The organism is Pseudomonas rhodesiae, assembly GCF_007858255.1.
GTDB classification, from domain to species: Bacteria; Pseudomonadota; Gammaproteobacteria; order Pseudomonadales; family Pseudomonadaceae; genus Aquipseudomonas; species Aquipseudomonas rhodesiae.
The window spans coordinates 1-24,983 of the sequence record NZ_VFEU01000011.1 but is presented as its reverse complement, the minus strand read 5'-3'; the positions used below and the strand labels follow the sequence as shown (position 1 = coordinate 24,983).

Below are 24,983 nucleotides of genomic sequence, written 5' to 3'. Positions count from 1 at the left end.
CGATCAAGCCCGCTGGGTTTCCTGGCGCAACGCATCGAGGTGACGTTGCGCATGGGCGGCCTGGCAATAGGCGTTGAGGATCTCTGCGATCTGGTCGCAGTCCAGGGTGCGGCCGCCCTGCATCAGGCCGGCGGACTGGATGCGGATCTGCGGCTGGGGCTTTTTAAGGGCCAGGGCCTGGTTGCCGAACAGCTGTCGCGCGGAGCGATGAACAGGCAGGGGCGCATCGGCACGCAAAATCAGTTTCTGTACCGTCAGCCAGCCCTCCTCACTGATGGAAACATCGACAATGTCCACCAGGTCCACCGGCGCGCTGAGGGTGTCCACAAACAACTGGCGGCGGGTCAGGCGCATAAAGGCGTGTTGCCCGGCGTTGCGGTGCTGCCAGGTGAGCAGCACGAACACCAAGGCCATCACTGCGGCACACACGCCAAGGCCGGTGGAGCCCCGGTGCAGCGCGAACCCCAGCAGCGCCAGGGAAATCAGTAAAAACAGCGGGCCGCGCACCTTGTACCGGCGCGAGTTGGTGAATTCGGTCTGCTCGGGGACGCACTGGATAACCTGCTCAAGTTCGGCGACCGCACGCTCGCGTTGAGCGTCGCGGGAGTCGGCATATTCCTGGCTGAGTGCGCCGGCGAGGTCCGCCAGCGGATCGGTGGGTTGGGTCATGGTCATTCTCCTTGGACGGTTGATATCGGCGGTGATACGGGCTGTGTGGCAGCCGACGACGCCGTACGGGTGAGTTGGCTGAACCAGTGTCGGTCGTGTTCGGTGGGCACACGGGTGGCCTCGGCCAGCAGGGCTTCATCCAGCGTGACGCCCAGTTGCTGAAGGCGTAATGCCGTCGGCGGGTGCGTATCGAAAGGGTGGGCAATGGCGTGATCCAGTGCTGCCTCGTTCAGGCGCAGCGGCGTATGACGCAGATGGTCGGCCAGGGCCTGGATCAGATTGGGGTGACGCTCGCTGAGCAGCGTATTGATTTCAGCGTCCAGCGCGATCACCCGTAACAACGCCTGGCAGAACAACCGCTCGCCACCGATGTTGCCGCCCACCCGATCCGCGACCAGTTCCTGAGCGCGGCCCCAGTGGTGCACCGCCAGTTGAAAGTGGTGCAGGAAACGCTGCGTCATCCAGATCGCCGGACGCTCGATCCAGGCCGGGTCGGCATCTTCAGCGCGGATAAACGCACAGTGCAGGCACATCAGGCTGAAATGCGCGCCGATTTCGCTGCCGCGCTCGGTGTCGCGACTGCTGAAATGGCCCAGCTCATGACCGATGATGGATGCCGTCTCGGCCTGGCTCAGGGTCGAGAGGTAGGTCAGCGGCAGGTAAAGGGTGCGCCCGCTGAGCGAGTCGCCGGCCGGTTGCAAGAGCACATCGACGCTGGTGACGAAAAACGATTGGTCGATGCCCACCACGATATGGTCGGGCACCGGCGCGCCGGTGGCGGTGGCCAGTTGTTCAATCCACGCCCACAAGGCCGGAGCCTTGTCGCGCCCGATGCTTTGCCCCAGAAACGCCGAGGACGGGCTATCCAGGGCATGCCATTGCTGGCGCAGACGCCCGATCAGCAAGCATCCGGCCCACAGCACGGCAACCACCGGCACCGCTACCAGCAGCATGAACCAGCCACCGGCCTTGAAGTGGCTCCAGCCCCAGCTCAGTTCATACAACAGGCTCAGGGCCAATGCGCCCACCAATAGCCCGGTGTACGCCACCAGCCAATGCCCCAAGGCACGCCAGCAGAGAAACAGGCGGTGGTAGAGAAAATCCCTGGACTTCAGCGCGCGCCAGGCATCCAGCCGCAGCTTGAGCCACGTCGCGGGCCCGGCCACGAATGCGGCAAGGGCCAGCCAGTAGGCCAACCCAGCCAGCACCTGACGCACGCGCAGCCAGGCATAGTCACTGCCGACACTCTGTGCTTCGCGCAGCACGTCATCGACACGCCCGCTTTGCACACTGGCCCAGCCCATCAATACCAGCGGCAGCAGCAACATCGTCAGCGGCCACGACCACCGCGCGAATCGGCCCATGGCTCAGTTGGCCTGCAAATAATCGGTCAAAAAGGCCTGTGCATTGCCTTGGCTGGACAGGAACTCGTCATAACCGACGTTCAGCGTCTGCGACTCGCCGGGCAAGTACAGTTCGCCCCAACCTTGTTGCAGCACCAGCACCACGAACTTCTGACCGTCCACGGTGGTGGAATAGCGGGTGTCCTTGCTGGTCTTTTCCACGGCCATCTTCTGGATCTTCATGTTCCAGTCATGGTCCACGCCCTCTAGCTGCACCAGCGCCTGGTTGTCACTGCGCGCACCGATACGCAGGGTCCAGACTTTCACGCCGCCTTCACCGGCATAGGCCAGCACTTTTTCCGCGACTTCCGGGCGATTGTCAGCATGGGCGAGCCCCGCGATCACGGCCAGAACCAAGCCCATCAGCGCTGCCCACTTGCGATACATCAACATTTGCGGCTTCCTCGACAGTTCAAAGCCGACCATTGAAATCAACGCTTGGCCGCCTGCCAAGCGGGCCGGCCGTGGCGCACAATAATAAGGCCGTGACTCACAACAACTGATCGGCCTGCCAGATGTCGATATCATGCAACGCTGCCCACCAGCTCTAACGGACGCTTTTGCCAATGGACCGCCGCAACCCCTACTTGGACACACATTTCTGCTTCGATCACCCGGAGGCCCTGGACCAGGCCGGTGTATTCGATGACAGCGCACGGCAGGTCATGGGCAGCGCGATCGGCCATTACCGCGCGCAGACGGTGCGGCCGCACGTGCAATATTTCGACTGCGATTTGCAGTTCCCCGAGCCGTTGCGCATCCACAAAGTGCTGCCCGACAGCGTGTGCATCGTGCAAGTGCTGGGTGGGCAATGGCAGCATCGGGTGGACGGTCGGCTCAATCAATACACCCCCGGCGCGCCCCATGTGCTGGGCTTGAGCGAAAGCATGGAAGCCATGGACCAGATGCCTGCCGGCAGCCGTGCGCGCATGGCGGGGCTGCGCATCGGCGGCGACTATCTACGCGAACTGGCCGAAGAAGACCCGTCACTTAAACCGCTGGCCAGGCTGCTCGACGATGGCATGCACTTTTCAGAGTTGCATGGCTGTCGCGCCGTCGGGCGTTTGTTCGAGCGCCTTTATCACTCGCCCTACCAAGGGGCGTTGGAGCGGCTGAATCAGGAAAGCTTGAGCCTGGCCGTGCTGGTCGAGTTGGCGACGCATCTGGCGCCGCAGCCAGCCAAGCCCATGGCCCCGCTGCGCAGCCATTCGGACCTGGCACACGAAGCACGCTTCAAGCTCGACGCCAACCTGATGAACCCACCCGGTACGCTGGCGCTGGCACGGGAACTGGGCGTGGGCGAAACCACCCTGAGACGCGCCTTCAGCCGCGTGTACGGCCAGTCGATGCTCGATTACGTGCGCCAGCAACGCCTGGAACTGGCGCGCACCCTACTGCGCCAGCGCAAATGGCACGTCGCGCAGATTGCCCACCGCCTGGGCTACGCCAACCCTGCCAACTTCAACCATGCCTATAAGGCGTATTTCGGTCATCCGCCGGGAGCTGAATCCTAGAATTGGCACAAGGTGTTTTGGGGCACGCAAATCGGCTACTGTCGTGGGCTTCCCTCTTTCGCCGGATGGCCAGCAATGGATCTGAAATTCAGTCACGTCGATATCTTGGTCGAGGACCTCGACGAAGCGTGCGCTTATTACGCCAACATTCTTAATGCGCGCATCTCCACGACCCAGGTCTGGGAACGCGGCGGCCTGCATGTGCGCTATGCGGTAGCGCTGATGGGCCAGGAGCGTTTTATGCTGGTGCAACCGTTGACCGGTAACCTGCGGGTGCTGTTGGACGCTCACGGTGAGGGCATGATTTACCGGCACTGCTACACCACGCCGGACATCGAGGTGGCTTACGCCGAACTGGTCGCCAAGGGTGTGCAGCCCGAGGACGAAAACGGCCAACCGTTGACCCTGGAGGACCTGCAATCGCCGGCGGGCACGCGCATCATCTGGCTGCCCAAGCGTTTCGGGCACTTCTCCATCGAGATCCTTGAGGAGCAAGGGCTTGAGGCGTTTATGGTGGCGGCATTTGCCTGAACCTCAACGCGGGCCCTTGTTCTCCGACAGGCAGTTGCCGCCGTCGATCACCAGCAGTTCGCCGGTGATGTAGCTGGCCTCTGGCGACGCCAGAAACGCCACCGCTGCCGCGACCTCATCCGGCCTGCCGGCACGCCCCACGGGCACATACTGAGCGGCGGCGATTTCTTCGGCGGTGCTGGACTGCGTCGCGATCCACCCCGGCGCCACCGAATTCACGGTGATGCCAAAGGGCGCAACTTCCAGCGCCAGGCTCATGTTCATGCCCACCATGCCGGCTTTAGCCGCCGCATACGCCGCCTCGCCGGGGTTGCTGACTCGGGTGCCGGTGGTGGAGCTGACCAGTACGATGCGCCCGTAACGACGCTGCTGCATCCCCGGCAGGACCGCGCGGGTCAGCAGAAACGCCGTGGTCAGGTTGCGCGCGATTGACGCATTCCAAGCATCGAGGCTCATGCTGGCCACCTCAGCGAAAGCTTCGGCGTCGCCCTGCATCGCCATGCCCGCGTTGTTCACCAGCACATCGATTCGACCCCAGCACGACTCAGCCCACGCCACCAATTGCGCGACCTGATCGGCTTGGGTGAGGTCCGCCGCACGCCCTTGTACCTCGTAACCCTCCTCGCTCAATTGCGCGACGCGCTCGTGGATGCGGGCACTGCTGCCGGTGATGATCAGCTTCGCCCCCGCCGCTCCCAGCCGCCGCGCAATTGCCAGGCCAATCCCCTGCTCACTGCCAGCGCCACTCACCAGCGCGACCTGGCCCTTCCAGTCGTTCACCATTGCACAGCTCCTCGCGTTATCTGGACAGACTGCTCGCGCCCTCCAATGGCGCCGGTCACTCCACCTCGTCCGACGGCGCGCCGTACGCCTCCCCAATCTCAACCCGGTCGGCCTTGAGCCAACCGGTGTAGTCCTCGCCATCCTTGGCAACGAAGTTCACTTGCACCCAAGTCTGGTCTTCCAGCATGGCGTAGACCGTCAGGCCGTCACCGGGGATAACGAACAGCTTCTTGTTGGCACAAGCCTCATCCGGCGCGGTATGAAAATGCGCGCGCCCGGTGCCGATAACCTTGCCCTGCACCGCAGGATGAAATTCAGGCGCCGTGCCGGAGATTTTTTCCGCCAGGGCGGAGCAGTCGACAGCGGCCTGAGACAGACCGCTGAACAAGCACAGGCATAACAGGCTGGAACGCAGAAGCATGGGGCGAATTCCGAAGGAGTTGATGGCGCAGGACAATAAAGCCAGAACCTATTGGATAATTCAGGGCCATGCCAGCGTTATCTCAGAAAACCCATCCCCCGGCGAAGTTAAATCACCGTCTGGGCTCGCCGGGCTTCTGCGCGCTCGGGATACATCAGGTCCTCAATTTATTGATCCGTACGCTGAATGCCAGACATCGGCGCGTCGATTACCTCTTGTGGGGCGCTTGAAGCAAAACGGCTTCAGTAGCCTGCGTACGTTCCGCCTTGATGTTTGCGAAACATTTGCGCGTTATCGCTTTAGAGCGCTTCGTTGAGCAGCGCGCATTAATTGCAGTGATGATCACTATCGAACCACCGACCTGTTTAATCGCCAGACCGGCTTCCTATAATCGCCTCCACTTTCCTCCCCGCGTCCCCGTCGACTGGCTTCGGTCGGCCCTCTCCCGGAACCCAACCTATGCCAAGCGCCAGCCAGGCCCCTCGTGGCCTTCCCGAACATAATCAGCAAAGCGTCAAACAACAGTGGTTGGCGATTCTGTCGGTCGCCGTGGGTGCCTTCGCCCTGGTTACCAGCGAATTTCTGCCGGTGGGGGTGCTCAATGACGTCGCCAGCGACTTAGGCATCAGCGCCGGCCACGCCGGGCTGATGGTGACGCTGCCCGGCATCATGGCCGCGCTGGCCGCGCCGTTGCTGTCGGTGAGTATCGGCGCGATGGACCGGCGTTATCTGCTGATCGGCCTGACGCTGATCATGATCATCGCCAACGCCGTCGTGGCCTATGCCAGCGACTTCAGCTTGTTGCTGTTCGGTCGTGTGTTACTGGGCATCAGCATCGGCGGCTTCTGGGCCACGGCCATCGCGCTGAGCGGACGCCTGGCGCCCAAAGGTGTCGGCGTGGCGCAGGCGACTTCGATCATCATGGTCGGCGTAACCCTGGCCACCGTGCTCGGCGTGCCCGTCGGGACCTGGCTGAGCGGCCTGATGGGCTGGCGCATGACGTTTCTGGTCACCGCGTTGGTGGGCGTGCCGGTGCTGCTGGCGCAGATCTTCCTGCTGCCGCGACTCACCCCGGAGAAAGCCATTCGCATCAGTGATCTGCCTGCGTTGTTCATCAACCCACAGGCCCGGGTCGGCTTGATCGCTGTGCTGCTGATCGGCCTGGCGCACTTTGCCGCTTACACCTATGTGGCGCCGTTCTTCAAGCACAGTTCCGGCTTCGACGGGCCGACCATCGGCTCGCTGTTATTGCTGTATGGCGTGGCAGGCGTGATGGGCAATATCTTCGCCGGCTTCGCCGCCAACCGCAGCGTGCGCCACACTTTGTTGCTGGTGGCGCTGATGATCGGCACCAGCACCGCGCTGTTTCCGTACTTCGCCACCGGCCTGACCGGCGCCGCCATGCTGATCGCTCTGTGGGGCTTCGCCTTCGGCGCCTTTCCGGCCTGCGCGAGTATCTGGATGTTCGTCGTCGCCCCCAAGGACGTGGAGCGCGGCATGCCGCTGTTCGTCGCCTTGTTCCAGGTGATCATCGCCCTGGGCTCGTTCTTTGGTGGGCGCATCGTTGATCAGATGGGCAGCTCGGTGCTGCTCAGTATGGCTACGGGGCTGGTGGTGTTGGGCTTCGCCACGGTGCTGGTGTTGGGGCGCAGGGTCAGTAATGGGTTGGTGGCGCAGGCTTGCTGAACCTACGGCGCTGCGCTTGAGGCCGGGGGCTGATGCGCCGTCATCGCGAGGGTCCCATTTGCTGGCGACGTCTCAAGGACGCGACCGAAAGCCAGCTTTCACAGGCTCAAGCATCCAAACTATGCTAGCGGTACATCACCCTCCCCCCACTGGTCCTACCCCATGACCCTCTCCCCAGATTTCACCCCTTGGTCCTCCCTGCTCGGCGGTGCCCTTATTGGGTTATCGGCCGGGCTGTTCATTCTGTTTAACGGCCGCATCGCCGGTATCAGCGGGTTGTTGGGCAGCCTGCTGTCACGCCATGGCGAGGGCCGTGGCGAGAAAGCGCTGTTCTTGACCGGCCTGCTGGTCTCTCCATGGCTGTGGTCGCTGTTCAGTGAACTGCCGGCTTCGTCGTTTCCGGTCGGCGATTTTGGGTTGGTGGCGGCAGGGTTGATGGTAGGGATCGGCACGCGCTATGGCGCCGGTTGTACCAGCGGGCACGGGATCTGCGGGCTGTCGCGGTTGTCGCCACGGTCGATGGTGGCGGTGGGGTGTTTTATGGGCAGCGGCTTTGTCGGGGTCTATGTGATCCGCCATTGGCTGGGGGTTTGAACATGCGTCGACTAACGGCGTTACTGGCTGGCCTGATCTTCGGCATGGGGCTGTACCTGAGCGGCATGACCAATCCCGCCAAAGTCATGGGGTTTCTGGATCTCGCAGGCGAATGGGACCCTTCGCTGGCATGGGTGATGGGCGGTGCGCTGATGGTCAGCGGCGTACTGTTCTACTTCGCCCGACGGCGCAACGTATCGTTGCTGGGCGCGCCGATGCAGATGCCCACGCAGAGCCGCATCGACAAACGCCTGGTGCTGGGCAGCCTACTGTTCGGCATGGGCTGGGCGATTGCCGGCTTGTGCCCCGGGCCGGCGATAGCGCTGGTGCTGACGGGGCAGTGGCAGGTGCTAGTGTTCGTACTCGCCATCTGGTGGGCATGGGAATATTCGAAGGGCTTGAATCGCGCCGGCGGCGTTGACTCGCCCGCCGCGCTTCAATCCTTGGCCTGTGACAACGGCCTGGCCACGCTTTCCAATGCTTGCCGTTCCGCCGCCACGCCCCAGATCGCCTGCACCAGCGCCGCGCCGCACATCAATGCGGCGCCGATCAGATAGCCGATCAACAGGCTGCCACGCTGCTGTGTCTGGATCAGTTGCCCGAACAGGGTCGGCCCGATAATCCCGCCCAGCCCAGTACCGAAGGCATAAAACACCGCGATGGCCAACGCGCGAATTTCCAGGGGAAAGGTTTCGGCAACGGTCAGGTAGGCCGAGCTGGCCGCAGCCGAGGCGAAGAAGAAGATCACCATCCACGCTATGGCTTGCTGGGTCACATCGAACCAGCCTTGCGCAAAGGCGTAACCGCTCAGGGCCAGCAACACGCCAGACACCGCATAGGTGAGGCTGATCATCACGCGCCGGCCAATCACGTCGAATAGCCGCCCCAACAGCAGCGGCCCACAGAAATTGCCCAGGGCCAACGGCAGCACATACCAGCCAACCTGTTCGGCGGGCACTTGGTAGAAGTCAGTCAAGACCAGCGCGTAGGTGAAGAAGATCGCATTGTAGAAAAACGCCTGGGCGGTGAGCAGGGTCATGCCCACCAGCGCCCGGCGGCGAAAGCTGACGAACAGGGTGTAAAAGATTTCACCCAAGGGCGTGTGATCGCGGGGGTGTAACCGCAAAGCCGGGCTGTTGACCGCCGGCAGTGTGTGGCCCTGGTCGCGCAGGCGGGCTTCGATACCTTCGACGATGCGCCGGGCTTCGTCGTGCCGGCCGTGAATCAGCAACCAGCGTGGGCTTTCCGGCAGCCACAGGCGCATCACCAGAATGATCAGACCCAGGGCTGCACCGATGCCGAAACACAGGCGCCAGCCGAGATCGCCGCCGACCACGTTGGGGTCGAGCAACACAATGGCCCCGCCCGCACCGAGCGCCGCCCCCAGCCAGAAGGTGCCATTGATGGTGAGGTCGACCCAGCCGCGATAACGCGCCGGGGTGAACTCCTGAATGGTCGAATTGATCGCGGTGTACTCGCCGCCGATGCCCATGCCGGTGAGAAAGCGAAACAGCAAAAAGCTCTCCAGGCTGAATGAAAACGCGGTGGCCGCCGTGGCGCCGATGTACAGCCACAAGGTGATGAAAAACAGTTTGCGTCGCCCCAGGCGATCGGTAAGCCAGCCGAACAACAGCGCCCCGAGCACGGCGCCAGCGATGTACACGCCGCCGGCCAGGCCAATATCGAAATTGCTCATGCGCAGTTCGGGGCTGGCCTTCAGGGCGCCGGACACTGAGCCGGCCAAGGTCACCTCCAGGCCGTCGAGCAACCAGGTGATCCCCAGCGCGAACACCAGCAAGGTGTGAAAGCGCCCCCAGGGCAAGCGGTCGAGGCGCGCCGGCAGGTCGGTTTCAAAGACGGTGCCGGGCTTACCGGCGGGCAGGTGTAGATCGGTCATCGCGACATCCCTGGTGCAGAACCTTACGAAATAGGAGCCAAGCGGCGCCGCAGGAGTTCAAAGTCTTGGAACGCGGCACACCTTGCCGTAGTCGGAACAACACCTCCCGGCAAAGAACCTGGCCCATGCCTTTCAAATCCTCCGCCCTCGCAACCCTCTTCACATTGGCCGCCAGCGCAGCCGCCTGTGCCCAGGAGCCCCTGCGCCTGGAAAACCTCAAGCGCTGCGGCGACCTGCTGGAAAACCACGAGCAGGACTGGTGCCTCAGCGTTCGCGGGCTGGGCGCTGCCTCGCCGCAGTTGAAACTGGCTGGTAAGGCCCTGCCCGCGCCAGCCGTTGTGCGTGACGGCAACACCCTGCGCCTGCGCCTCGACAGCACCCACTACCAGAGCGGCCCGTTATGGCTGGAGGACGGCCCGCGCACCAGTAACGCGGCATGGCTAACTCTGCGCCACAGCCATGTAGTGGCCGCCCGAGCGGATGAAGTGGCAAAGAACATGGACGGCCTGACCACCTATGTGGACCTGGTCAGCGTGCTGATCGAGGAAGACCAGAACGGCCGCCAGGAAGCCGAGCGCCTGGCCCGCAAATACGGGGCGACGGTGGTCGGTGCCATTGCGCCGCTGAATGTCTACCAGCTACGTTTGCCCGCCAAAGACCTGATGCAGCGTGACGCGCTGGTGCTGCGCCTGGGCAGCGAGACCGGGGTAGATGCGGTGGTGATCGAAGAGTCGGGCGCTGAAGAACAGGAGCAGGCCGCGCCACAGGCCACGCCGAACAAACCTGCGCCGGACTCCGACGAGTGGGCCGCCAACCGTTTTCTCGACGCGGTGGCCTACTATCAGCGGCGCATCCCTGGGCACCACACACCGATCACGCTACAACCGATTCGCATCGGCGTCATCGAACGCGGCGTGGATTTCGACACCGCGGACTTCGCCGACGACCTCGGCGCATGCACGGGCAAGCGCACCTGCGTGTACGCTCGCGACACCTCCAAGCCCGACAGCCATGGCACTACCGTCACCGGCATCCTCGCGGCGCGCTGGGACAAGGGCGGCAACCGGGGCTTGCTGAGCGGTCTGGATAAGGCCAGCGGCGGCTTCGAGGTCATCGTTGACCGCAACTCCGACGCCGGCATCACCGCCAACATCGCCGCTTCGGTCAACCTGGTGGAGGACGGCGTGCGAGTGCTGAACTGGAGCTGGGGTATCCATCGCGTCGGCACTCAAGACGTCAACGGCAAGGAGGTCGATTCCCTGGTGCGCTCGGGCATCGCCATGAGCGGCTACGAGGAACTGCTGGAGGAATTCTTCCTGTGGCTGCGCAAGGAGCATCCCGACGTGATCGTGGTGAATTCCGCAGGGAATGGCTCGGCATTCTCCGGCACCGATGACTATCGCCTGCCCTCCTCGTTTATCACCGAGCAACTGTTGGTGGTGGGCGGGCACCAGCGCAGCGAACGCACTGACGTGGGGGTGGATGATCCAGGCTATGCGGTCACCCGCAGCTCATCGAACGTGGATATGCGCGTGGACATCACCGCCGCAGCCTGCACCCACGCCTCGACGCCGGGGGCCGACGAACAAGGCGCCGTGCATTGCGGCACCTCGTACGCGACGCCAATGGTGGCGGGCCTCGCGGCGGCGATGCTGTCGATCAACCCGCAGTTGCAGCCCGAGCAACTGCGCATGCTGCTGCGCCGTAGCGCCATGACTATCGGTGATCAGCATGATTTCGAACGCAGCGACGCCCAAGACCTCACCGCGCCAATCCTGCCCTCGGAGCGCAACTACCGGCTTGACGACAAAGACGTAGGACGCTCGGCCCGCCTGGACATGCAAAAGGCCCTGGACCTTGCGGTGCAGAGCCGTACGCGGGTGCGCTGACGCGCACAATCGTGCAAGCCCGTGTGGCTGTCGCGTCGATAGTCTGGTCATCCTATAAATGATCAGAGACTTCGTGATGGCTCAGGCAACCCCCACCGCACAACCGATCAACCTCGCTCACAAAGCTTCGCTTATCCCTGAACAGTGGAGCCCCAGGGTCGTTGCGCAAATGAACGACTACCAGTTCAAAGTGGTGCGCATTGAAGGTGAGTTCATCTGGCATGCCCACCCGGAAACCGACGAAGCGTTCCTGGTGCTCGAAGGCACCTTGCGCATCGATCTGCCGGACGGGCCGGTGTATGTGGCGCCAGGTGAGCTGTATGTGGTGCCGCGGGGCATGCAGCACCGCACGGCTGCGGAGGGCGAAGCCCGGTTGCTGATGATCGAGCCGCGTGGCGTGTTGAACACCGGGCATGAAGGCGGCGATCGCACGGCGACGAATGATGTGTGGATCTGAACATTCCTCGCCGACAATGCCGCCTGCATCACACGGTCATTTGGCGAACGCGTACTCGCCGCCCTGCTCCACCGCTTTGCGGTAGGCCGGGCGCGCTTGCAGGCGTTGCAGCCACGCCGCCAGATGCGGGTAAGCCTGTAATTTGCCTTGGGCCTGGGCGATTTCGCCGATAAAACTCATCTGGATATCCGCGCCGCTGATGGCTTCACCCACCAGGTACGGGGTGCGCGCCAGCACGTCGTTGAGGTAACCCAGGTAGTTGGCCAGTTCCGATTCGATACGCGGATGCAACGGCGCGCCGGCGTCGCCCAGGCGGCCGACATACAGGTTAAGCATCAACGGCAGCATCGCCGAGCCTTCGGCGAAATGCAGCCATTGCACGTATTCGTCATAGGTGGCGCTGGCCGGATCGGGCTGCAAGCGGCCCTGGCCGTGGCGGCGGATCAGGTAGTCGACGATGGCGCCGGACTCGATCACCACATGGGGGCCGTCCTCGATCACCGGGGACTTGCCCAGTGGGTGGACCGCCTTGAGTTCAGGCGGCGCGAGGTTGGTTTTGGGGTCGCGCTGGTAACGCTTGATCTCGTAGGGCAAGCCCAGTTCTTCCAGTAGCCACAGGATGCGCTGGGAGCGCGAGTTGTTCAGATGGTGGACAGTGATCATGCAAACTCCGCGGGCGACAGTAGGTGTGTAGCAACAGACTACGCCAATGCGGCCGAGTGCCGTGCATCAACCGTCTGAATGAGACTTGTGCATGATCGATGCCCAGGCCGCCTGCGCCAGCAGGTCGGCATAGGCCGTGGGGCTGTGCTTGACGCGCCCGGACAACCAGGCCCGCGCATAGCTTTCCGCCGCGCCGATGATCAGCGATGGCAGCAGCTCAGCAGGAATATGGCTGAACGCTTCGCGGCGACCTTCGCCGGTCATCCATTCGCTCAGTTGTCGGTTGCGTTGCTGATTGCGGCTGAGCAATTCCTCCTTGAACGGGCCGTTGGCCACGGCAAAGCGACCTTGGAACACAAAGCGCGCCCAGTCCGGTTCGGCATCCACCCATTCAACGTAACTGCGCACCAACGCCGCCACGCCCTGCTCGGCCGTGTGGGCGTTGCTCAAGTGCTGGTCGCGCAGTGCGCCCTGGTCGTCCAGCGCAGCAAAAAACAGCGCGGCGACGATGCCTTCTTTGTTGCCGAAATGGTGATAGATCGCGCCCACGCTGGTGTCACAGCGGGCGCGGATGGTTTCGATAGTGGTCGCTTCGATCCCCGCCTCGTTAAAGCAGGTCAGGGCCTGGCGCAAGATGCCGCGCTTAAGCTCACTGCGCCGGCCGGGAACGGCGCGCTCGATCAGATCGGGTGCTTGCATGAAGAGGCTCGCCAAATGTGCGGAGTCTAAAGGTACAGCGGCCGCGAGAGAAGGCACGGCTTGACATCCCTGAATTAAACGGAATATTGTTCTGTTACAGAATATTATTCTGCTAACCCATCAGGAGGATCGTTCCATGAGTCAGGCTCTCAGCATGTTCAACAGCGTCGGCCCGTCGGCATTCAGCAACCTGGCGTGTCAGATGGCGCCGTACTTCAGCACCATCACCCCAGAAATCAGCGAGCTGCGTCCCGGCCACGCGGTGGTCAACGTGCCGTTTCGTAAGGAAATCACCAACCATCTGGCCTCGGTCCACGCGATCGCGCTGTGCAACGCCGCCGAATTGGCCGGCGGCATGATGACCGACGTATCCATCCCCGCCGGCGCCAAGTGGATTCCCAAGGGCATGACTGTGGAATACCTGGCCAAGGCCAAGTCGAACATCCGCGCCGTCGCTCAAGGTGAGGGGATCGATTGGCAAACTGCTGGCGACAAGGTCGTGCCGGTGGATATTTTCGATGAGGCCGGTGTGAAGGTATTCACCGCGAACATCACCATGAACGTGAAGATCGCCTGAGGCGCATAGAACGGCTCGGTGCAGGCCGAGCCGTATCGACCTCAGCCGTTGACCATTGCCCACAGCGAAGCGCCGACCCCGGTGATGCTCTCCCCGGCGATCAAGCCCGCCGCAGCGGTGATTGCAAAGCGCTCGGTGAGGCTCGGCCAACGGCAACTCACCAGCCAGGTCAGCACGGCGCCGAGGGCCATCATCAGCGAGACCGACGCCGGCAGTACAAATGCCAGGCCCAACGCAGCGGCACTGGGCAGGTAACGCGCACGGTGCGCGGGCAAGGTGCTGTCCAGAATGCCGAGCAGAACCCCGATCACGCCGCCCAACCCAATCGCCCAGCGGATACTGATCGACAACGAGTCAAGCCCATGGGTCAGGGTTTGCGCCACGGCTTTCCAGGTGGCGACGGCCGGAGCAGGCCACTGCTCGGTCAACAACATGGCTTGTGGGTCGGGGATCAGCGCCAGGTAAGCGAATACGCCGACGATGCTACCGATAAAAACCCCCAGGATTTGCGCGATCACCTGTTTATGCGGTGTGGCGCCAATCGCCTTGCCCACCTTGAAATCATTCATCAGGTCGGTGCACTGCCCGGCTGAACCGCCTGCGGTGTTAGCGCTCATCAGGTTGATCGGCACCTGGCCCGGCGCGACGATGCCAAAACTCAGCTGAGACAACTGCCCAATGGCGCCAATCGGCGGAATACCCGTGGCGCCCACCACGCGCGCGGCCACCGCGGCCAGGCAGATCGCCAACGGAATGGTCAGCAGCGCCATCCACAGGTTGATGCCGAACAACAGCGCCTGCAGGCTGACCACCAAGGCAATCGCCAGCACGAATCCAGCGGCCGGACCGGGCTTGGGCACACGCCAAGCCTGCGCCCCGGTAGAGCGGCTGGACGCATATAGCGCCCACAACCGAATGGCCAGGGACGCCAAGGTCGAACACACCATCAGGCTCACGCCCGGCCACAACAGCCATTCCACCAGCGCGGCAAACTGCGGGCCGGTGCTACCGGCGGGCACGATCACCAAGCCTTCGGCAAGCAGCCATGGCGCAAGCCCACCCCAGGCGAGCACGGCACCGAGCAACAGGGTCAGGCCGACGCGGATGCCGATGATGCCGCCAAACCCCACCAGCAACAGCGATGGGTCGGCGCTGAAGGTCAGGCGCTCCAAGTGGGCGCTCGGCGACCAGCGCGGCAGGCTCCATAGAAACGTGTCCACCCATTTGACCAGCCCGGACAGCAACGCAGCGCCCAGCAGCACTTTCAAGCGCGTCGCGGCTTCGCGGCCATGGTTGTAGATGTGCAGCAGGGTTTCCAGGGTGGCCATGCCTTCGGGAAATTTCAGCGCGTTGTCATTGAGCAACGAGGGCCGCAGGTACCAGGCGATCCAGATCCCCAGAAAACTCACCGAGAACACCCAGGCGATCATCGGCAACGCGTCCAACTGGTTGCCGGTCAGCAAGGTATAGGCCGGAATCGGCGCCACCAGCCCGCCGGAGATGATCGACGCGGCGGCCGAGGCGACGGTCTGGTTGATATTGCTTTCATGCAACGTCCACGGCAGCGCCTGGGACGAACGCCGGGCCAGGCCTTGCCAGATCGCGTAGCCGACCAGCAGGGCAATGATTGACATATTGAACGACCAGCCGATCTTCAGCCCGGCGTAGACATTGGAAGGCGTGAGCAGGATACCGAGCAGCGTACCGGTGACGACGGCGCGCAGGCTCAGCTCGCGTTTGATAGGGCCGTGCTCAGGGAGCACTGGCCGAGTGGAAGGCATGCGGAGTCCTTTCAGCAAAAAAAGAGCGACCCAACAAGTGAGCCCCCTCAGCCTCGAAGGTTCCTGAAACGACACCCGAACCTGTGTTTGTGCTGAGCGGACTTGCTGCTATGAACAGCCTTGTTGGATTGAGAGAGCTTGATGTGGTGAGCGGGCCGGCTCTGCGCTGGCCTGCGCCTTGTCCACCAGTCGCTGTACCCAGGCTGCATCCTGGGGATTGATTACGCCGTAACGGTCCGGCGGGGAAAAATGCCAGTGGTGCGCAAGCTCCGTCAGGCGCTTGTGTTCGTCGGCCGACAACCAGTACGTGGTGCGGGTCAACGGTATCGGTTCGCCATCGAAGCGGCGCCCGAGCATCACGTTAGTGCGGGGGGCGAAGGCCACGGCCAGGTTCTGGGCGGGGTGCAGTTGTTTGTCGAGGGCTGGCATACGTCCGACGCGGTTATAGGTGAAATTGCCGGCGTATTCTTCCCTGAGCACCAGCCAGTGGCCCGCCGCAGTCGTGGCCACGATCCACTGTGAAACTCCGCTGCTCTGGGTACTGCTCCACTCGCCATCCTTCCACTGCGTCAGCGTGTTGCAGTCCGGGTCGAAGTCCGACACCCACAGACACGTACCCGCCACCAGCCTGTGGCGCTCCAGTTCCACCACGCCCTGGCCCGGCATCGCCGCCCAGTAGCGTATGACCGGGTCGCGGCGGTCGCGCAGGTAGTTACGCAGCCCCCAGGCCACGATGACTATCAGCGTCACCAGCACTTGCCAGCCAAAGGTATTGCCGACGATGCGATCAACCGCCAGTGTCGGCATGAACGTGGCGCTCAATAGCCACAAACCCGTCAGGAATACCAGGAACGGTAGGACCGCGCCCAGACACAGCGGCGCCATCAGCACCGTGAGCCAGTCAAAGCGTTGCCCGCGCGCGCGCTCGTAGGCCCACGCCTGCTCCTCAGCGAGCATCGGTACCTGTTCGCGTGGAGCAATGTCGGGATCGGGAGTATGAAAGCGCCAGTAGCGCGTGTAGGGGTCTTCGTTCATGGCGCTCATCATGCCTTCCCCGCAGGGTCAGCGACACCGCTGATGACGTCGATCAACACAGGCATTGCTCCAACCGCGATACAGTCATACGATGACTGATCACAACCATAAAAATAAAGGATCACCTGTGAACACTCCCCTCCTCCTGGCTACTGCAGTCATCTGCGGCCTCAGCGCCCACGCCAACGCGGCTACCTTCGCCTATATCTCCAGCCCCGGTGACGGGCTGATCTCCCAATACAGCCTGAACGAAGACAACGGCGCATTGAACCTGGTGAGTCAGGTGGCGGCCGGCGATCAGGTCAACCCGATGGCCCTGAGCCCCGACGGCAAAACCTTGTATGCCGCGTTGCGGGTCAAGCCATTCCAGGTTCAGGCGTTCAACATTGACCCCACCACCGGACGCTTGAGCGCAAAAGCCAAAGCGCCGCTGGCCGAAAGCATGGCGTACCTGGCCACCGACCGCACCGGGCGTTACCTGCTCGCCGCCTCGTATGGCGCCGACACCCTCAGCGTGCAGCCTGTCGATAAGGCCGAGCCGATCCTCACCTACAAGACCGGCCTGCATGCGCACTCCCTGCGCACCGACCCGAGCAATCGCTTTGCCTACGCGGGCAACCTGGGCACGGACCAGGTGCTGCAATACCGTTTCGATGCCGACACCGGCGCCCTCAGCCCCATCGGCAGCGGCTACGTGAGCGTGCCGGCCAATACCGGGCCTCGGCACCTGGCGTTTTCTGCCGATGGCAAATTTTTGTACGTGGTGGGCGAAATGAGCGGCACCGTCATCGCGTTCGCCATCGACCACAACAGCGGCGCGCTGACCCGGATCGGCGTGGCCAATGGCATACCCGAGCGCTTGAACCTGGCGCCCGGCCAAGTGCGGGACGCCCGCAACAATGACTTGAAAGACGACCCCACACCGCGCATCTGGGCGGCCGACCTGCGTTTGTCGCCCGATGGCAAGCTGCTGTTTATGAGCGAGCGCACCAGCAGTTCGGTGTCGGCATTTGCGGTGAACACAGGCACCGGCGAACTGTGTTTCCTGGACAACTACCCGGTCGAAGAAAAACAGCCGCGCAACATCGCGTTCTCGCCGAACGGGAAATGGCTGCTGGTCACGGGTGAAAAAAGCCAGCAAGTCGGCACCTATGCGGTAAACGCAGGCGGTGGCTTGAACCGCGTGGGTGAAGCCGCGTCGGGCAAAGGGGCATTGTGGATCGAGGTGTTGAGCACTTCGGCGCACTGACCCCCAGGGCTGAGCACACTTGAAGGGGGAAGGAGCAAGCCCCCTCCCCCTTCGGTTCAGCTCAGGCGGAACCGCGCCGTGTTATCGCTCAGCGCCTGGCTGCCCTTGCTCAGGGTGTCCGCCGCGCGGTTCACCGCGCGGGCGCCGTCAAGCAAGCGCCCGGCGGCCTGGTCGACTTGTTGGATATTGCCGCTGACTTCATCCGCCGTGGTCGCTTGTTCCTCTACCGCCGTGGCGATTTGCGCCAAGGTGTCGGTGACGTTCTGCACCGCGCCGGCGATCTCGCCCAATCGCACGCCCAGCCCGGTGACCGATTCGGCATCGCTCAGTGCTTGTTCGCACGCGGCGCCCATGAGGGTAACGGCCTGGGTCACGGTGGCGCGTAGGCTGTCTACCGTGCCGGCGATCTGCGCAGTGGATGCCTGAGTGCGTTGGGACAGGCTGCGCACTTCATCGGCCACCACCGCAAAGCCGCGCCCTTGCTCACCGGCGCGCGCCGCTTCGATGGCGGCGTTGAGCGCCAGCAGGTTGGTCTGCTCGGCGATACCGCGGATGGTGTCGACCACCGATTGAATCTGCTGGCCCTGATCGCTGACTTGCTGCAAGGCGGCGGCGGTGTCGGTCAGGCGTTGGTTGAGCTGCTGGATGCTGGCCGTGGTGCGTTCGCTGTCGCGGCTGCTGTCCTCGGCGATGCGCCGGGTTTGCTGGGCGCTGCCGGAGGCCTGTTCGCAACTTCTGGCGACCCCCATGGAGGTGGCGGCCAGCTGCGTGGCGGCGGCGGCGATCTGGCTGATCTGATGTTGCTGGTCTTCGACTTCGCTGAGGGTGCTACCCGATTGGGTGTTGAGGGTGACCACCGCCGAGCCGAGCTGCTGGGTTTCGTGATTGACCCCCAGCAGGCTGGTGCGCAGTTGCATCACCGCCACGTTCAATGCCGTGCTGATCGCCGCCAATTCGTCACGCCCCTGCACCGCGACTTCCACGCACAGATTGCCGTCGCGCAGGGACTCGGCCAGGGTCGTGATGCCACTGGCGCTACGCCGGATAGAAGCTTGCAAGCTCATAAACAAGTACAGCGCCGCCAAGGCCAGCAGGCCGAATGTCGCCGCCACCGGGATAAATTGCTGCAGTGAGCGATCGTGGTAATACGCCAGGCGCGCGTCCAGGGAATTGAGCGACTGGTTGCGCAGTGCGCCGAGGCTGCTCAGCATGGCGTCGACACTGCGCTCGAAAGCAGCGGTGTCGAGTTTGATCGTGCCGCCGAACACGCCGTCGTCCAGCACTTTGAGTTCGTTGTCCAGCACCTGCAGGCTGTTGTCGTACTGCGCGGTCCACGGCTCCATACCCGCGTAAGGCTTGGCCTTGAGCGATACGGCGGCCTTGATCAGTTGATCCCGCGCATCACCGATGCGGCTGCGCAGGTCACGCATCTGCAAGCGGCTCTGCAAGGTGAACTGCCCCGACGCGATGGACGACTGGCCGATACCCGCCATGCGGCCGATGCGCTCGATCAGGTCGGGCGTCTGCTGCGTGGCGATTTGCATCGTCAGGTAGGTTTCCAACCACGGGTCGAGGATCAGGCCGGCGTCCAGCGCGATCTGCTCGCGCAATGCCTGCATGGCACCGAGCGCCGACGTGAAGCGGTCGTAGCCGTCCGGCCACCAGCCGACGGTGCGCAGGGATTGGCTGTCAAGGCCCTTGACCGCGCTTTGCAAGGTGTCAAAGCGTGCCTGAATGTCCGCGCTGACGTCCTGCGCCTTGAGTGTCTCACCCAAGGTTTGCAGGCTTTGTTGGATCGGCCCGTAGTTGGCATCCAGGGCGGCCATGGCAGCCTTCGCGGCGGGTGTGGGCTCGCGCAGCAGGTCCACGGCCTTCCAGCGCGCAGCCAGGTTGCGCTGGGCGGTCAATTGCGCGTCCAGGCTATCGAGCGCCAACAACTGGCGGACACCGGAGCGCTCGCTGGAAATCACGGTTAATTTTTCTCGGTAATCCTGACCGATCATCCACAGGCTACCCGCCAGGGGCAGCATGAACAGGAAAAACAGAATCTGGAATTTTCGCGCGAAACCAAACTGTCCGAGCAGGCGGATACCGGGTGATAACAAACTGTGCATGTCCGACTACTCCCTCAAACCACCCAGGCGGTGCAGCGCTGGGGGAAACCTTGAAATGACTAACGGCAAAACGCCATGTCATTGATTATTCTGGGACTAGCAAGATACGGGCCGTTGAGCCACAGCCCCGAAACAGGGCAGGCGATGTGCAAAAACGCGCCGTAGCGTGCTCGAAAATGGGGCGAAAGCACTCAGTCCTGGCAGTGACGGTGTCACCGCAGGGGACGACAAGCACACGCTTCAACCATCCGCCGTCATAGGCAGGCTATCGGCTGCCTACGGCGCAAACTTGAAGACGCGATGAGGTGTGCTTAACCCAGCAGCTCCCGGATCCATTGCACTTGCCGGGCGATGTGTTGTTGCTTGCCGTGTAGAGCGCCCTGCTCCGACTGTTCAAGGCCTGCCAGCACCTTCTGCTTCAGACGCAACGCCCGTTGCCACTTGGCCAAAAACACCGGGCTGCGTGCCTGCATCTGCAGTGGGCCGAAGTACAGTTGTTCGGCGCTGTAGGCCACCGGCCCGGCGCGTTCGGCGACGATGATTTCGTAGTAGAAGCGGTTTTCGTGCACCAGCTCTTCGTTGAGGATCGTGTAACCGTTATCCATCAACCAATGGCGCAGCGGTGCCTCGCCGCCATTGGGTTGCAGGATCAGGCGCTCGCGGCCGCTCAAGCGCGCCTTGCCGCTGTCCAGGATGTCGCGAATCGTCTCGCCGCCCATGCCGCACAGGCTGATCGCAGTAATGCCGTCGTCGGGCTCGATGGCCGCAAGGCCGTTGGCCTGGCGCACGCTGATGTGCGCTTGCAGGTCGTTATCGCGCACGGTGCGCTGGGCCGCGTGGAACGGCGTGCTCGCCAGCTCCCCCGCAACCGCCGCGCTGATCGCGCCACGACGCAACAAGGCTACCGGCAGGTATGCGTGGTCCGAGCCGATATCGGCCAGGCGCGCGCCCGACGGCACGTTCGCCGCCACGCGCTCCAGACGCATGGATAAAGTGTGTTCGTTCAATTGAGGGTCCTATGGGCGCGTTCGAGCGTCTTACTCGCCGGAAAACCGGTCCCGGCTATTGGTCAGGTGCAGCACCATGGCTGCGCGGGCCGCGTCCGCATCCTGACGCTTGATCGCGTTAAAAATCGCCTCATGCTCCAGGTGCGCCAACTGCCCCAGCTTTGCGAAGTCCGCACCACCACGCTCGGCGCCCTTGACCAGGCTGCGCGGAATCATAGCGCTGCCCAGGTGCTGCATGATCTCGGTGAAGAAGGTATTGCCGGTGGCTTCGGCAATCAGTTGGTGGAAGCGTTTATCTTCTTCCACACAACTGTCGTTGTTGGCCAGGGACGCCTGATAGTCATCCAAGGCCTGGCGCATATGGGCCAGTTGCGCATCGGAGCGTCGCCCCGCAGCCAGCGCCACCGCCTGCACCTCCAGGCCCAGGCGCAGCTCCAGCATGTTGCGCACACTGGCCACCGTGTCCACATGCAGACGCAAGCCTTCTTGGGGGCGCGGCTCCAGCACAAAGGTGCCGATGCCGTGGCGCGTCTCCACCAGCCCGGACGCCTGCAGCTTGGAAATGGCTTCACGCACCACCGTGCGGCTCACGCCGTGTTCGAGAACGATGGTGGATTCGGACGGCAGTTTTTCACCGGGTTTCAACTGCCCCAGCAGGATGCGCTGGGTCAGATCATCGACCACGCCTTGAGCCAGGTTGGTGGAGCGTTTGCGCGGGGTGGCTGGGGGTTGGATGGGCATTGCGACGGGTCCAAGGGGCTGGGCTGGGGAGGAGCTTAACATTCTGCCTGTTCGGCGTGACACGAATCCGAAACCCTCTTACTTGTATGACAACATCACACATCAAGCTCTATTAGGGTCCTTTGACAGAGACCACACTCCGGGCTTAACAACCGCCAAAAAACCCAGTGAAAGCTGAGAAATAACCAAAATACCCACTGAATAGCGGGCTTTATAAGAACAAATCCCGAGCAGCGCATTGCGACCTCAAGAAAACTACTTGTATGATGTCTATCAACAAAGCATCCAAACCCGCATAAAAATAATCAGGGGGAGTCTTGAATTGTGAACAATTCAAACCACGCAGCTGTTGCTTCAGAACGCAGTCCGGTCCTCGCGCGCGCCGTGAGCAAAGTGAAGGGCCATGTGCTCCCACTGTTCGTGATCATGTTCATCCTCAACTACATCGACCGGGTCAATATCGGCTTCGTGCGCACGCACATGGAGCATGACCTAGGCATCGGCGCGGCCGCCTATGGCTTTGGCGCCGGGCTGTTTTTCATTGGTTATGCGCTTTTCGAAGTGCCCTCCAATATGCTGCTGCAAAAGGTCGGCGCGCGTATCTGGCTGACCCGCATCATGTTCACCTGGGGCATCGTCGCCACGCTGATGGCGTTTATCCAGAACGAAACCCACTTCTATATTCTGCGTTTTCTGCTGGGAGTGGCCGAGGCTGGTTTCTTCCCAGGGGTGATCTACTACTTCACACGCTGGCTGCCGGGTGTGGAGCGCGGCAAAGCCATCGCGATTTTCCTCAGCGGCTCGGCGGTGGCCTCGCTGATCTCCGGCCCGCTGTCGGGTGCACTGCTGCAGATCGAAGGGTTTGGCCTGCACGGTTGGCAGTGGATGTTCGCCATCGAAGGCCTGGCCTCGGTGGCCATCGGGTTCTTCGTGTGGTTCTGGCTCGATTCCAAGCCCCACGACGCCAAATGGATGACCCGCGAAGAACAGGACGCACTGGTGGACGCCATCGACCAGGAACAGCGCGAGCGCGAGGCGCTGACCAGCGTCAAGCCGACCCTCGGCCAACTGCTCAAAGACCGCCAGATTCTGTTGTTCTGCGCGCTGTACTTCTGCATCCAACTGACCATTTACGCCGCAACCTTCTGGCTGCCGAGCATTATCAAGAAGATGGGCGACCTCAGCGATGTGCAGGTGGGTTTCTTTAACTCGATCCCGTGGCTGATCTCGATCATCGCCATGTATGCCTTCGCCTCGCTGTCGGGCAAGTTCAAATTCCAGCAGGCCTGGGTCGCGGCGGCGCTGTTGATTGCGGCGGCGGGCATGTTTATGTCCACCACCGGCGGGCCGATCTTCGCCTTTGTGGCGATCTGCTTCGCGGCGATTGGTTTCAAGTCGGCGTCTTCGCTGTTCTGGCCGATCCCCCAGGGCTATCTGGATGTGCGCATCGCCGCGGCGGTGATCGCGCTGATCAACTCCATCGGCAACCTGGGCGGCTTTGTTGCGCCAACCACGTTTGGGTTCCTGGAGCAGACCACCGGCTCGATCCAAGGCGGCCTCTACGGCCTGGCCGGCACCTCGGTACTGGCGGCGATCCTGGTGTTCTTCGCCAAGACCACGCCCTCGTCCACCTTGACTGCGCCCGGCACAGTGCCCAGCACCGCTCTCAGCAAACCTCTTTAAGCTCAATCAGGAACCTGCCATGACTACGCCAATCGTCACTCACTTTCAGGTCATCCCCGTGGCCGGCCACGACAGCATGCTGCTCAACCTCAGCGGCGCCCATGGGCCGTTCTTTACGCGCAATATCGTGATTCTCAAGGACAGTAGCGGCCACACCGGCGTCGGCGAAGTACCCGGCGGCGAACGCATCCGCGAAACCCTGGAAGACGCGCGCAGCCTGGTGGTCGGCCAACCCATCGGCCAGTACCAGCGCATCCTCAACCGCATGCGCAGCACTTTTGCCTCGCGGGATGCCGCCGGGCGTGGCCTGCAAACCTTTGACCTGCGCATCACCATCCATGCGGTGACCGCCATGGAAGCCGCCTTGCTCGACTTGCTGGGGCAGTTTCTCGAAGTGCCGGTGGCCGCACTGCTCGGCGAAGGCCAGCAGCGCGATGCGGTGAAAATGCTTGGCTATCTGTTCTACGTCGGCGACCGTAAGGCCACCGACCTGGCCTATCGCAACGAGGCCGACAGCGACGATGCGTGGTTCCGCCTACGCCATGAAACCGCCCTGACCGCCGAGGCGGTGGTGCGCCTGGCCGAGGCGGCCCAGGCCAAATATGGCTTCAATGACTTCAAGCTCAAGGGCGGCGTGCTAAGCGGCGATGCCGAAATCGAAGCGGTCACCGCACTGGCCGAACGCTTCCCCGAGGCGCGCATCACCCTCGACCCCAACGGCGCCTGGTCGCTGAAAGAAGCCATCCGCCTGTGCCGCGACCAGCACCACGTACTGGCCTATGCCGAAGACCCCTGCGGTGCCGAAAACGGTTACTCAGGCCGCGAAGTCATGGCCGAATTCCGCCGCGCCACCGGGCTCAAGACCGCCACCAACATGATCGCCACCGACTGGCGCGAGATGGGCCACGCGATCCAGCTGCAATCGGTGGACATCCCCCTGGCCGACCCGCACTTCTGGACGATGCAAGGCTCGGTGCGCGTGGCGCAGATGTGCCACGAGTGGGGCCTGACCTGGGGTTCGCATTCCAACAACCACTTCGATATTTCCCTGGCGATGTTCACCCAAGTGGCCGCCGCCGCACCGGGCGACATCACCGCTATCGACACCCACTGGATCTGGCAGGACGGCCAACGCCTGACCCGCGAGCCGCTGAAAATCGAAGGGGGTTATGTGAAGGTGCCGACCCGACCCGGCCTGGGAGTGGACATCGACATGGACGCCGTGGCCCACGCCCATGAACTGTACAAAGGCATGGGTCTGGGCGCGCGGGATGACAGCGTGGCGATGCAGTTCCTGATTCCGGGGTGGCGGTTTGATAATAAGCAGCCTTGCCTGGTGCGCTGAAGCCTTCAGGTAAAGCGGATAAATGTGGAAGGGGCGGAGCGACGATTCGACTTGCCTCAGATAGACACAGGTACCCACACAAGTCTTAAAGGCTGACGCATAACCCTGTGAGCGGGCTCGCTGTGGTAATGGAATGGACGCCCCCTTCCTAACGGCATCTATGTGCCAAAGTTAAAGTGTTACCCACACTTAGCGGAAGGGAGCGTCCTCATGCAGCTTACGACTGTTTCGGTTGACTTGGCAAA

23 protein-coding genes and 1 pseudogene are annotated in these 24,983 nt (G+C 62.8%); 11 read left to right on the top strand and 13 right to left on the bottom strand.

Annotated elements, in window-relative coordinates:
• Positions 1-3 precede the first annotated feature (3 nt).
• The 3 genes from FIV35_RS17000 to FIV35_RS16990 are packed head-to-tail and all read right to left on the bottom strand — an operon-like array spanning position 4 to position 2,465.
• On the bottom strand, positions 4-669 hold the full coding sequence (locus tag FIV35_RS17000; RefSeq protein WP_052198907.1) for a hypothetical protein: 666 nt from the start codon (positions 667-669) through the stop codon (positions 4-6).
• Positions 670-671: 2 nt separating this feature from the next.
• Positions 672-2,033 carry a M48 family metallopeptidase gene (locus FIV35_RS16995; protein ID WP_052198906.1) on the bottom strand — a complete coding sequence of 454 codons (1,362 nt, stop codon included), beginning with the start codon at positions 2,031-2,033 and terminating at the stop codon, positions 672-674.
• Positions 2,034-2,036: 3 nt separating this feature from the next.
• The gene (locus FIV35_RS16990; RefSeq protein ID WP_034099236.1) at positions 2,037-2,465 is read right to left on the bottom strand and encodes a hypothetical protein; all 429 of its coding nucleotides are present in this window, start codon (positions 2,463-2,465) and stop codon (positions 2,037-2,039) included.
• A gap of 173 nt (positions 2,466-2,638) precedes the next feature.
• Between FIV35_RS16990 and FIV35_RS16985 the strand changes: the two genes are divergently transcribed.
• Positions 2,639-3,586, top strand: a complete 948-nt coding sequence (locus FIV35_RS16985; RefSeq protein WP_034136836.1) for a helix-turn-helix transcriptional regulator — start codon at positions 2,639-2,641, stop codon at positions 3,584-3,586.
• Positions 3,587-3,661: 75 nt separating this feature from the next.
• Complete coding sequence (locus FIV35_RS16980) at positions 3,662-4,117, top strand: VOC family protein (RefSeq protein ID WP_034136835.1); 456 nt, start codon at positions 3,662-3,664, stop codon at positions 4,115-4,117.
• 3 nt (positions 4,118-4,120) lie between these two features.
• On the opposite strand, the gene FIV35_RS16975 is transcribed toward FIV35_RS16980, so the two are convergent.
• Both FIV35_RS16975 and FIV35_RS16970 read right to left on the bottom strand, forming a co-directional pair.
• Complete coding sequence (locus FIV35_RS16975) at positions 4,121-4,900, bottom strand: SDR family NAD(P)-dependent oxidoreductase (protein WP_034136834.1); 780 nt, start codon at positions 4,898-4,900, stop codon at positions 4,121-4,123.
• 55 nt (positions 4,901-4,955) lie between these two features.
• Positions 4,956-5,321, bottom strand: coding sequence for a hypothetical protein (locus tag FIV35_RS16970; RefSeq protein WP_034136833.1), 366 nt, complete (start codon positions 5,319-5,321; stop codon positions 4,956-4,958).
• A gap of 459 nt (positions 5,322-5,780) precedes the next feature.
• On the opposite strand from FIV35_RS16970, the gene FIV35_RS16965 reads away from it, so the two are divergent.
• The 3 genes and pseudogenes from FIV35_RS16965 (at position 5,781) to FIV35_RS16955 (ending at position 8,022) form a co-directional block, all read left to right on the top strand.
• A complete protein-coding gene (locus FIV35_RS16965; RefSeq protein ID WP_034099249.1) occupies positions 5,781-7,007 on the top strand; it encodes an MFS transporter in 1,227 nt (408 codons plus the stop codon).
• 162 nt (positions 7,008-7,169) lie between these two features.
• Positions 7,170-7,601, top strand: a complete 432-nt coding sequence (locus FIV35_RS16960; protein ID WP_034136832.1) for a YeeE/YedE family protein — start codon at positions 7,170-7,172, stop codon at positions 7,599-7,601.
• Between the two features lie 2 nt (positions 7,602-7,603).
• A pseudogene (locus FIV35_RS16955) lies at positions 7,604-8,022 on the top strand (DUF6691 family protein).
• A gap of 15 nt (positions 8,023-8,037) precedes the next feature.
• On the opposite strand, the gene FIV35_RS16950 reads toward FIV35_RS16955, so the two are convergent.
• Positions 8,038-9,498 carry an MFS transporter gene (locus FIV35_RS16950; protein ID WP_034136831.1) on the bottom strand — a complete coding sequence of 487 codons (1,461 nt, stop codon included), beginning with the start codon at positions 9,496-9,498 and terminating at the stop codon, positions 8,038-8,040.
• A gap of 125 nt (positions 9,499-9,623) precedes the next feature.
• On the opposite strand from FIV35_RS16950, the gene FIV35_RS16945 reads away from it, so the two are divergent.
• Together FIV35_RS16945 and FIV35_RS16940 are read left to right on the top strand one after the other, a co-directional pair.
• Positions 9,624-11,387, top strand: coding sequence for a S8/S53 family peptidase (locus FIV35_RS16945; RefSeq protein ID WP_034136830.1), 1,764 nt, complete (start codon positions 9,624-9,626; stop codon positions 11,385-11,387).
• Positions 11,388-11,463: 76 nt separating this feature from the next.
• Positions 11,464-11,844, top strand: a complete 381-nt coding sequence (locus FIV35_RS16940) for a cupin domain-containing protein (RefSeq protein ID WP_034136829.1) — start codon at positions 11,464-11,466, stop codon at positions 11,842-11,844.
• Positions 11,845-11,880: 36 nt separating this feature from the next.
• Here the strand turns inward: FIV35_RS16940 and FIV35_RS16935 are convergent, their stop codons facing one another.
• Positions 11,881-12,507: a glutathione S-transferase family protein gene (locus tag FIV35_RS16935; protein WP_034136828.1), complete on the bottom strand. Its 627-nt coding sequence runs from the start codon at positions 12,505-12,507 to the stop codon at positions 11,881-11,883.
• A 66-nt stretch (positions 12,508-12,573) separates the two neighbouring features.
• The gene (locus FIV35_RS16930) at positions 12,574-13,206 is read right to left on the bottom strand and encodes a TetR/AcrR family transcriptional regulator (RefSeq protein ID WP_034136827.1); all 633 of its coding nucleotides are present in this window, start codon (positions 13,204-13,206) and stop codon (positions 12,574-12,576) included.
• Positions 13,207-13,342: 136 nt separating this feature from the next.
• Between FIV35_RS16930 and FIV35_RS16925 the strand changes: the two genes are divergently transcribed.
• On the top strand, positions 13,343-13,783 hold the full coding sequence (locus tag FIV35_RS16925; protein ID WP_034136826.1) for a hotdog fold domain-containing protein: 441 nt from the start codon (positions 13,343-13,345) through the stop codon (positions 13,781-13,783).
• Between the two features lie 41 nt (positions 13,784-13,824).
• Here the strand turns inward: FIV35_RS16925 and FIV35_RS16920 are convergent, their stop codons facing one another.
• On the bottom strand, positions 13,825-15,564 hold the full coding sequence (locus FIV35_RS16920; protein ID WP_034136825.1) for an OPT family oligopeptide transporter: 1,740 nt from the start codon (positions 15,562-15,564) through the stop codon (positions 13,825-13,827).
• A gap of 108 nt (positions 15,565-15,672) precedes the next feature.
• On the bottom strand, positions 15,673-16,608 hold the full coding sequence (locus FIV35_RS16915; RefSeq protein ID WP_231980909.1) for a hypothetical protein: 936 nt from the start codon (positions 16,606-16,608) through the stop codon (positions 15,673-15,675).
• A gap of 82 nt (positions 16,609-16,690) precedes the next feature.
• On the opposite strand from FIV35_RS16915, the gene FIV35_RS16910 reads away from it, so the two are divergent.
• Entirely contained in the window at positions 16,691-17,848 is a 1,158-nt protein-coding gene (locus tag FIV35_RS16910) for a lactonase family protein (RefSeq protein WP_052198905.1), read from the top strand.
• A gap of 56 nt (positions 17,849-17,904) precedes the next feature.
• Here FIV35_RS16910 and FIV35_RS16905 read toward each other — a convergent pair whose 3' ends face one another.
• The 3 genes from FIV35_RS16905 to FIV35_RS16895 all read right to left on the bottom strand — a co-directional run bounded on the left by FIV35_RS16905 (position 17,905) and on the right by FIV35_RS16895 (position 21,710).
• Positions 17,905-19,962, bottom strand: coding sequence for a methyl-accepting chemotaxis protein (locus FIV35_RS16905; RefSeq protein ID WP_034136823.1), 2,058 nt, complete (start codon positions 19,960-19,962; stop codon positions 17,905-17,907).
• A gap of 311 nt (positions 19,963-20,273) precedes the next feature.
• Positions 20,274-20,969: a tRNA (adenine(22)-N(1))-methyltransferase gene (locus FIV35_RS16900; RefSeq protein WP_034136822.1), complete on the bottom strand. Its 696-nt coding sequence runs from the start codon at positions 20,967-20,969 to the stop codon at positions 20,274-20,276.
• 30 nt (positions 20,970-20,999) lie between these two features.
• On the bottom strand, positions 21,000-21,710 hold the full coding sequence (locus FIV35_RS16895; RefSeq protein ID WP_034136821.1) for a FadR/GntR family transcriptional regulator: 711 nt from the start codon (positions 21,708-21,710) through the stop codon (positions 21,000-21,002).
• A 324-nt stretch (positions 21,711-22,034) separates the two neighbouring features.
• On the opposite strand from FIV35_RS16895, the gene FIV35_RS16890 reads away from it, so the two are divergent.
• Complete coding sequence (locus tag FIV35_RS16890; protein WP_034136820.1) at positions 22,035-23,393, top strand: MFS transporter; 1,359 nt, start codon at positions 22,035-22,037, stop codon at positions 23,391-23,393.
• A gap of 19 nt (positions 23,394-23,412) precedes the next feature.
• Positions 23,413-24,738, top strand: coding sequence for a glucarate dehydratase (gene gudD, locus FIV35_RS16885; protein WP_034136819.1), 1,326 nt, complete (start codon positions 23,413-23,415; stop codon positions 24,736-24,738).
• Positions 24,739-24,983 lie beyond the last annotated feature (245 nt).